Annotated in this window: 4 protein-coding genes; all 4 read left to right on the plus strand. The window is 63.4% G+C overall.

All coding sequences use genetic code 11. The features are described from left to right. Window positions 1-83: 83 nt before the first annotated feature. From thrC to AC04SH_RS32905, 4 genes are read left to right on the plus strand one after another with little or no spacing between them, the layout of a single operon-like run. On the plus strand, window positions 84-1,481 hold the full coding sequence (thrC, locus tag AC04SH_RS32890; RefSeq protein WP_488577896.1) for a threonine synthase: 1,398 nt from the start codon (window positions 84-86) through the stop codon (window positions 1,479-1,481). 14 nt (window positions 1,482-1,495) lie between these two features. Next, the gene (locus tag AC04SH_RS32895; protein WP_142866738.1) at window positions 1,496-2,788 is read left to right on the plus strand and encodes a M16 family metallopeptidase; all 1,293 of its coding nucleotides are present in this window, start codon (window positions 1,496-1,498) and stop codon (window positions 2,786-2,788) included. A gap of 20 nt (window positions 2,789-2,808) precedes the next feature. After that, window positions 2,809-3,405 carry a GNAT family N-acetyltransferase gene (locus tag AC04SH_RS32900; RefSeq protein WP_192256360.1) on the plus strand — a complete coding sequence of 199 codons (597 nt, stop codon included), beginning with the start codon at window positions 2,809-2,811 and terminating at the stop codon, window positions 3,403-3,405. A 3-nt stretch (window positions 3,406-3,408) separates the two neighbouring features. Next, window positions 3,409-6,297 (plus strand): EAL domain-containing protein, encoded by a 2,889-nt coding sequence (locus AC04SH_RS32905; RefSeq protein WP_488577897.1) that lies wholly within the window; start codon window positions 3,409-3,411, stop codon window positions 6,295-6,297. Window positions 6,298-6,654 lie beyond the last annotated feature (357 nt).

Here is a 6,654-nt window from a genome sequence, read left to right on the forward strand (position 1 = left end):
CGCGGCAAAAATGCGACTGAGCCAGCGCAGAAATTAACCACTCTGTGGTGAACGGAAACGCCAAGCGGCAACGGGTCTGTGACATGCAATATGTGAGTACTCGCGGGGAAGCGCCCGCGCTGGGATTTTCCGACGCGGTGCTGGCCGGACTGGCACGCGACGGTGGGCTCTATGTGCCGCGAGAGTGGCCGCAGTTTTCGGCAGCCGAGATCCGCGCCATGCGCGGCCTGCCCTATGCTGACCTCGCCATCCGCGTGCTGACGCCGTTCCTCGGCGGCGAGATCGCCGCACCCGTTTTCGAACGGCTGGTGCGCGAAGCCTATGCCACCTTTCGCCACCAGGCGGTCTGCCCTCTGGTGCAGACCGGTCCGAACACTTTCATCCTCGAGCTCTTCCACGGCCCGACGCTGGCTTTCAAGGACGTCGCCATGCAGCTGCTTGCCCGGCTGATGGACCATGTGCTGGCTGAGCGCGGCCAGCGCGCCACGATCGTCGGCGCCACCTCGGGCGACACCGGCGGTGCAGCCATCGACGCCTTCGCCGGCCGCGACCGCACCGATATCTTCGTGCTGTTCCCGCATGGCCGCGTCTCGCCGGTACAGCAGCGGCAGATGACGACATCGACCGCCGCCAATGTCCAGGCACTGGCCATCGAAGGCAATTTCGATGATTGCCAGGGCTTGCTGAAGGACATGTTCAACGATCATGCCTTCCGTGATGGCGTATCGCTGTCGGGCGTCAATTCGATCAACTGGGCCCGCATCATGGCCCAGATCGTCTATTATTTCTCCTCGGCGCTTTCGCTTGGCGCGCCGGACAGGCCTGTTTCCTTCACCGTGCCGACCGGCAATTTCGGCGACATTTTTGCCGGCTACGCCGCCAAGAAGGTGGGCCTGCCGATCGAGCGGCTGATCGTCGCCACCAACGACAACGACATATTGGCGCGCACTTTCGCGACCGGTGAATACCGCACCAAGGGCGTGTTTGCGACGACGTCGCCATCGATGGACATCCAGGTGTCATCGAATTTCGAACGGCTGCTGTTCGAGGCCTCCGACCGCAATGCCGAAACGGTGCGGCGCTATATGGCCGGGCTGAAACAGTCCGGCGCCTTCACCATAGAAACGGCCGAAATGGCCAGGATGCGGGCCGAATTCGACGCCGGCCGCGCTGACATGGATGAGGTTGCCGCCACCATCCGTTCGACGCTGGAGACCAGCAACTATCTGCTCGACCCGCATACGGCCGCGGCCGTGCATGTCGCTGCCGGCAAGGCTGACGGCGCAGTGCCGATGGTGGTGCTGGGCACGGCGCACCCGGCCAAGTTCCCGGCGGCTGTCGAAGCAGCCTGCGGCGTGTCGCCGACCCTGCCTGCATGGCTGGGGTCCTTGATGTCAGCCGACGAAAAGTACACGGTACTTCCATCCAACCTGAAAATGGTGGAAGATTACGTGAGCCGCCACTCAAGGGCAGCGCGTTAGGGAGTACTTGCCATATGGGTGTTGAGGTAAGCCGTCTGTCGAACGGCCTGACAGTCGCCACCGAAACCCTTCCAAGCCTCGAATCCGTTGCCCTTGGTGCCTGGGTCAAGTCGGGCGCTCGCAATGAGCGTGACGAAGAGCACGGAATGGCCCATTTGCTCGAGCATATGGCCTTCAAGGGGACGAAAAGGCGTAGCGCCTTCGAAATCGCCTCGGAAATTGAGGATGTCGGCGGCGAAATCAACGCCGCCACCAGCGTCGAGACGACATCCTACTATGCCAGGGTGCTGTCCGACGACGTGCCGCTGGCGGTCGATATTCTTGCCGACATCCTGCAGGAGTCCGAGTTCGACCCGCAGGAGCTGGAGCGCGAGCAGCATGTGATCCTGCAGGAGATCGGCGCCGCGCACGACACGCCCGACGACATCGTCTTCGACCGTTTCACCGAGACCGCGTTCCGTCACCAGACGATCGGCCGCTCGATCCTCGGCACGCCCGAGACCGTCAAATCCTTCACCTCCAAACAGCTGCACGATTTCATCGAGCGCCAATATGGCGCCGAGCGCATGGTGGTTGTGGCGGCCGGCGACATCAAGCACGACAATTTCGTGCGCGAGGTGGAAAAGCAGCTCGGTGGCTTCCGCAGCAAGGCCGACAGCACCATGCCGCAATATGCGCAGTATGTCGGCGGCGATTTCCGTGAGGATCGCGACCTGATGGACGCGCAGATCGTGCTCGGCTTCGAAGGCCGCGCCTATCATGTGCGCGACTTCTACGCCTCGCAAGTGCTGTCGATGATCCTCGGCGGCGGCATGTCATCCCGCCTGTTCCAGGAGGTCCGCGAAAAGCGCGGCCTGTGCTATTCGGTCTATGCCTTCCACTGGGGTTTTTCCGACACCGGCATTTTCGGCGTGCATGCCGCGACCGGACAGAGCGACATTGCCGAACTGGTGCCCGTCATCATCGACGAACTGCAGAAGGCCGGCGAAAACATCCTGCAGGAAGAACTCGACCGGGCGCGTGCGCAATACCGCGCCGGACTGATCATGTCGGCGGAAAGCCCGGCCAGCCGCGCCTCGCAGATCGCCAGGCAGCTGCTTTTGTTCGGCCGGCCGATCGCCAAGGAGGAGTTGATGGAACGACTGTCGGCGCTGACCGTCGAGCGGCTGACCGACCTGTCGTCACGGCTGTTTTCGACCAAGCCGACGCTGACCGCCGTCGGCCCCGTGGGTACGCTCGCGCCCTATGAGGCGATCCTCGATTCGCTTGCGGGCACGCACACCACGGCCCGCAAGCTCGCCGTCTAAGTCCCCTCAAGGCGCGCCCCGTGTTCGCGCTCCCTTTCTTTCGCCGAGACCTGCCGGCACTGAAGGGCGACCGGGTCACGCTGCGCGTGCCCTACACCAACGACTATCGCGAATGGTCGGCGTTGCGCGGCGAAAGCCGCGGCTTCCTCGAACCGTGGGAGCCGCGCTGGACGCCCGATGAGCTCGACCGCACGGCCTGGCGGCTGCGCATCGGCCGCTACCGCGAAGATTATGCACAGGGAACCGCCATCGCCTTCTTCATCTTCGAGAAGGCCAGCGGCAAGCTCGCCGGCGGAATTACGCTCGGCAACATCCGCCACGGCGTCTCGCAGAGCGGCCATGTCGGCTACTGGATCGGCGAGCGGTTTGGTGGCCGCGGCCTGATGACCGACGCGGTCAAGGTGGTCTGCCGCTTCGCCTTCGATACGCTGAGGTTGCACCGGATCGAAGCTGCCTGTATTCCCGACAATGCCCGGTCGATCCGCGTGCTTGAAAAAGCCGGATTCCGGCGCGAAGGACTTTTGCGATCCTACCTCAGGATCAATGGCATCTGGCAGGACCACTACCTCTACGCCCGGATCGCGGACGATCCGCCGGGCGCTGGAACGAAGGACTGATTTTTGACGAATTTCCTGCGAAACGGGTCGCTGTTGGCCTTCGTTCTGGCGGCTGTCGTCACGCTCTGCGCGGCGCTGCCGGCCTTCGCCGTCGAACCGATCAAGATTGCCCGCGACGATATCGCGCTCGACCTGTCGCGCGCCGTCGAGATCTACGTCAATCAGGGCGAAAACTTCCAGGTGTCGACCGCGCCCGGCCCCGACGGCATCGTGCGGCGCATCGAGGTCGAAGCCAATGACGCGCGCTCGAGCGGTGACTGGGCGGTGTTCGCGCTCGCCAACACCACCGACCAGCAGCTCGACCGCCTGATCGTGGCGCCGCATTTCCGGCTGGTGAATTCGGGCATCTTCTGGCCCGATCTCGGCGCCACCCGCATCGCCGCGATCACACCCAGCGAGGGCTTCGCGCTCGACCGCCAGTCAAGCCCCGACGCCGACGTGTTCCGGGTGACGCTGAACCCGGGAACGGTGATCACCTTCATCGCCGAACTCGCCTCGCCCAAGCTGCCGCAGGTCTATCTCTGGGAGCCGGAAGCCTACAAGGACTCGGTCAATTCCTACACGCTGTTTCGCGGCATCGTCATCGGCATTGCCGGCCTTTTGGCGTTGTTCCTGACCATCCTGTTCGTCGTCAAGGGAACCTCGATGTTCCCGGCGACAGCTGCCTTGGCCTGGGCGGTACTTGCCTATATCTGCGTCGATTTCGGCTTTTTAAACAAGATCATAGAGATATCGCCCGGCAATGAGCAGATGTGGCGGGCGGGAACGGAGGTGGCGCTTGCAGCGACCTTTGTGGTGTTCCTGTTCGCCTATCTCAACCTTAACCGATGGCACGGCCATTTCAGCTATGGCGCGGTGGTCTGGATCCTCGGCCTGCTGCTGATTGCGGGTGTGGCCATCGTCGATCCGGCGGTCGCCGCCGGCATCGCTCGGCTGTCCTTCGCCGCCACGGCACTGACCGGGCTCGGCCTCATCATCCTGCTCGGCATACGCGGTTACGACCGCGCCATCATGTTGGTGCCGAGTTGGGTGATGGTGCTGCTCTGGCTATGCGGATCGTGGATGGCGATCACCGGCATGCTCGACAACGACATCGCCCAGCCGGCACTGGGCGGCGGGCTGATCCTGATCATCCTTTTGATCGGCTTCACCGTCATGCAGCATGCCTTTGCCGGCGGCGCGCTGCATCAGGGCCTGTTCTCCGACCTCGAGCGCCAGGCGCTGGCGGTGGCCGGTTCCGGCGACACGGTGTGGGATTGGGACGTGCTGCGCGACCGCGTCGTCACCAAGCCCGACGTCAGCATCCAGCTTGGCCTTGCGCCCAACAGCCTGGGCGGTGCTGCCCGCAACTGGCTGCCGGTGCTGCATGCCGACGACCGCGACACGTTCCGCACCACGCTCGACGTGGTGCTCGAACACCGGCGCGGCCGGGTGTCGCAAAATTTCCGCCTGCGCGGGGCCGATGGGCACTACCACTGGTTCTCGCTCAGGGCGCGGCCGGTGATCGGCTCGGACGGCGAAGTGATTCGCTGTGTCGGCACCATGGTCGACGTCACCGAGCAGAAAAAGTCCGAAGAACGGCTGCTGCACGACGCCGTTCACGATAATCTGACCGGCCTGCCCAACCGCGAACTTCTGATGAACCGGCTTGAAGCCATCATCTCGATCGCGCGCACCGAAGAGAAGGTGCGCCCGACCGTCTTTGTCATCGACATCGATAGGTTCAAACAGGTCAATGACGGGCTCGGCATCTCGGCCGGCGACACCATCCTGCTCACCATAGCGCGCCGGCTGCACCGGCTGCTGAAACCGAAGGATTCGCTGTCGCGCTTTGCCGGCGACCAGTTCGCGCTGATGCTGCTGTCCGAGCAGGACCCGTCCCGCATCGCGGCGGTGGCGGACGCCATCAAGCACGCGATCAACAATCCGATCACCTTCGCCAAGCGCGAGATCGTGCTGACCGCCTCGATCGGCCTGATCACCTGGACTTCGGCGCAGACTTCGGCCGAGGACATGGTCAAGGACGCCGAGCTTGCCATGCACCAGGCCAAGCGCTTCGGTGGCGACAGGATCGAGCCGTTCCGGCCGGCCTTCCGCACCGTCGGCACAGACCGTCTGCAATTCGAATCCGATCTGCGCCGCGCCATCGAGCGGCGCGAATTCACCCTTGCCTACCAGCCGATCGTGCGGCTGGAGGACGGCAGCATTGCCGGCTTCGAGGCGCTGCTGCGCTGGGACCATCCGCGCCGCGGCATGATCCCGCCGGGCGATTTCATTCCGGTCGCCGAAAGCTGCGGCCTGATCGTGCAGCTCGGCCTGTTTGCCATGCAACAGGCGGCCGAGGACCTCGCCGGCTGGCAAAAGCAGATCGGCGACACGCCGCTGTCGGTGTCGGTCAATCTGTCCAGCCGGCAGTTGATCCGCCGGGACTTGGTCAGCGATGTTCGCTCGGTCATCGCGCGCGCCAATCTCAAGCCGCGCTGCTTCCGGCTCGAACTCACCGAATCGCTGGTGATGGACAATCCCGAGCAGACCTCGCATGTGCTGACCAAGCTGAAGCAGCTCGGCATCGGCCTGTCGCTTGACGATTTCGGCACCGGCTATTCCTCGCTCGCCTACCTGACGCGCTTCCCATTCGACACCATCAAGATCGACAAGAGCTTTGTCGACGACGCGACGCCGAAGCGTGCGGTGCTGCTGAAATCCATGGTCAACATGGCGCATGAGCTCGGCCTGTCGGTGGTGGCCGAGGGTATTTCCGACGAAAGCGATGCGCTGGAACTGCGGCAGATGGGCTGCGAATACGTGCAGAGCTTCATGTTCGGCGCACCGATGCCCGGCGACCAGGTGCTGAAGGCGCTGAAAGAGCAGTATCCGATGACGCAGGCTTGAGCGCTTCCATTGCTTTGTGGAAGGGCGGCAGCCTTGCAGAGAGACCTCGGCGATTGGCGCAGACGCCTGTGAATTCGTCATCCTAGGGCGAAGCAAGGAGCGAAGCGACGCAGCGCAGACCCTAGGATCCATGCCGTTACGTTAAGGCGTTGAAAACGGTGCAGAATTCTGCACCGGTGCGCCCTTCGATAGAGGTCACGGCATGGATCCTAGGGCGCGTACTCAACCCTTGCATGGCCATTGAAGCAGTGATTCAACGCCTTTGATTAGGAGGCGATGATGGCACGCTACGATCTGAGCGAAGCAGAATGGCAAATCGTGGAACCGCTGTTGCCGCCACATGGTTTGGGCAAGAAG

Source organism: Mesorhizobium sp. CNPSo 4688, from assembly GCF_057784295.1.

What these genes read in the sequence shown, in the direction of transcription:
- thrC (WP_488577896.1), top strand. Translation starts at nt 84, where the DNA reads ATGCAATATGTGAGTACTCGCGGGGAAGCGCCCGCGCTGGGATTTTCC.
- AC04SH_RS32895 (WP_142866738.1), top strand. Translation starts at nt 1,496, where the DNA reads ATGGGTGTTGAGGTAAGCCGTCTGTCGAACGGCCTGACAGTCGCCACC.